Annotated in this window: 3 protein-coding genes; all 3 read left to right on the top strand. The window is 69.2% G+C overall.

Translation table 11 applies throughout. The features are described from left to right. Positions 1-240 precede the first annotated feature (240 nt). The 3 genes from GJV64_RS13710 to GJV64_RS13700 all read left to right on the top strand — a co-directional run bounded on the left by GJV64_RS13710 (position 241) and on the right by GJV64_RS13700 (position 2,354). A complete protein-coding gene (locus tag GJV64_RS13710) occupies positions 241-1,227 on the top strand; it encodes a cysteine synthase A (RefSeq protein ID WP_164157950.1) in 987 nt (328 codons plus the stop codon). Between the two features lie 24 nt (positions 1,228-1,251). Further along, positions 1,252-1,473 (top strand): hypothetical protein, encoded by a 222-nt coding sequence (locus tag GJV64_RS13705; RefSeq protein WP_164157948.1) that lies wholly within the window; start codon positions 1,252-1,254, stop codon positions 1,471-1,473. A 392-nt stretch (positions 1,474-1,865) separates the two neighbouring features. Next, on the top strand, positions 1,866-2,354 hold the full coding sequence (locus tag GJV64_RS13700) for a division/cell wall cluster transcriptional repressor MraZ (RefSeq protein WP_164157946.1): 489 nt from the start codon (positions 1,866-1,868) through the stop codon (positions 2,352-2,354). Positions 2,355-2,424: the final 70 nt, after the last annotated feature.

Here is a 2,424-nt window from a genome sequence, read left to right as displayed (position 1 = left end):
GCGCTGGTGGCCTCTGCCACCAGCGCATCGGTGAGCGCCGCCGCCGGCGCGGGATCGCCCGCCACCACCACGGTGAGATCACCGCCCGGTGGCGGCGCACTGCACCCCGCGGCGAGCACGCCCGCCGCCACAGCCAGCCGGAAGATCAGTCGAGCCATCGCCCGACACTCTAGCCGGGCTTGGGGCGGCATCAACAGAAGCTTCCTTGTAGGCGGCAGGCCAAGCGCGGTAGAGGAGGCCATGGCAAGCAGCAGCACCATCGCCACCGACATCATCAGCCTGATCGGCAACACGCCGCTGATCGCGCTGAAGGGCCCCAGCGCCGAGACCGGCTGCACCATCCTGGGCAAGGCCGAGTTCCTGAACCCCGGCGGCAGCGTGAAGGACCGCGCCGCGCTGGGCATCATCGAGGATGCGGAGAGCCAGGGCCTGCTTAAGCCCGGCGGCATCATCGTGGAGGGCACTGCCGGCAACACCGGCATCGGCCTCGCGCTGGTGGGCGCGGCGCGCGGCTATCGCACCATCATCGTGATGCCGGAAACCCAGAGCCGCGAGAAGCAGGACACGCTGCGGGCGCTGGGCGCCGAACTCGTGCTGGTGCCGGCCGCGCCCTATGCCAACCCGGCCCATTATGTGCACACATCGCGCCGGCTGGCCGAAGAGACGCCGGGCGCCATCTGGGCCAACCAGTTCGACAACGTGGCCAACCGGCTGGCCCATATCCGCACCACGGCGCCCGAGATGTGGCAGCAGACCAACGGGCGGATCGACGGCTTCACCTGCGCGGTGGGCACCGGAGGCACGCTGGCCGGCGTGGCGCTCGGCCTGCGCGCCGAAAAGCCCGACATCACCATCGCGCTGACCGACCCCGAAGGCGCCGCGCTCTACAATTATTACGCCCATGGCGAGCTGAAGGCCGAAGGCTCGAGCGTGTCGGAAGGCATTGGCCAGTCGCGCATCACCGGCAATCTTGATGGCCTGGTGGTCGACACCCAGTTCCGCGTGCCGGACAGCGAGGGGATGCACTGGGTGCGCCGGCTGAACGCCGAGGAGGGCCTGTGCCTGGGCCTGTCGTCGGGCATCAACGTGGCCGGCGCGGTGCGGCTGGCGCGGGCGCTGGGGCCGGGCCATGTTGTCGCCACCATCCTGTGCGATAGTGGATTGCGTTATCTTTCAACGATTTACAACCCGGACTGGTTGGCCGCCAAGGGCCTTGCCCCGGCCTGAGCCAAGCGGGTAAACAGAGCGACGATGAACCACGCCGAACCACGTGCCCGCGCCAGGGTTGCCGCCGCCCGCAGCGGCGACCGCCTGCGCTGGGGCCTCACCGGCCTTGCCACCATTTTCCTGGTGGTGATGATCGCGGCGGCCAGCGTCGGGCCGGTTGGCCGCGCACAGCGGCCGGGCGCCGGGGAATCGCTGGCCGTGCTGGGCGTCGCCCCCGGGCCGGCCAGCCGCCCCACTGACCGCTAGTGAGCCCGGCGCGGCTGGCGCGACTCGACAGCGCCCGGCGCCTGCCACCCCCATTTCGCAGCGAATCCCCTGGCCCGGTGGGGCCAAATCCCATGATCTGCGCAGGCGTTGCGCCCCACAGACTTGTCCACAGGCTGATTTGGCCTGGAACAGGACAAGAACATCGCCCGCGATGGGGCGAATTGCCCAAGGATATCCCCATTTATGGGGTGCCTGGCCCATGAGATTCCATTGAGGCCCATGAAATCCCATGATACACCCGTTTTCCACAGCGGAATGCGGGTGGCTTGCCTGTTGTCCTGCCCCGATCGGATGGCCCTGCCGGCCAGTTGATCGCGGTGAGGGCGCAAGTCCCCCGGTTCCGCGACCGGGGGACGTGGGTAAGCACTGCGGTGAGCACAGCGAATTTCTTTGGCTTTGGATTGAATGCCGTCGACGCCAAGTCGCGGCTGTCGATCCCGGCTGACTTTCGCGCCGTGCTGGCCGCCCGCAACAGCGGTCGCGAAGTGCTGGTGGGCCCCGGCCATGCGGGGCGCCCGTGCCTGATGGCTTATGACGAGGGGTACAGCGCCGTGCTGCGCGAGCGCGTGGCCGCGCGCCATGCCGACGGCATGGCCGATGCCGCCTACACCGACAACACGGCGCTGGCCGGCTTCATGCAGAAGCTAGGCATCGATGATGCCGGCCGCGTGGTGATGCCCGCGCTGCTGAAGGGCCTAGGCGGGATTTCCAGCCATGTCTGGTTTGCCGCCGGCTTCGACTATTTCGAGCTGTGGGACCCGTGGACCTTCCGCGACCACGCCAACCTGACCGCCGTGCAGCGGGCGCTGGTGGCCGGCGAGATGCAGGCGCGCGGCCTGCCGCAGGAGCGCCCGCAGTGAGCGCCGCCCCGCACCAGCCGGTTTTGCTGGCCGAGGTGATGGCGGCGCTCGCGCTGAAAGCCGGCGATGT

Source organism: Sandarakinorhabdus rubra (assembly GCF_010994245.1).
GTDB lineage: Bacteria > Pseudomonadota > Alphaproteobacteria > Sphingomonadales > Sphingomonadaceae > Sandarakinorhabdus > Sandarakinorhabdus rubra.
This window is presented reverse-complemented; position numbering and strand designations above follow the sequence as displayed.

Excerpts from the sequence above, each read along its gene's own strand:
- GJV64_RS13710 (WP_164157950.1), top strand. The coding sequence starts at position 241 with ATGGCAAGCAGCAGCACCATCGCCACCGACATCATCAGCCTGATCGGC.
- GJV64_RS13705 (WP_164157948.1), top strand. The coding sequence starts at position 1,252 with ATGAACCACGCCGAACCACGTGCCCGCGCCAGGGTTGCCGCCGCCCGC.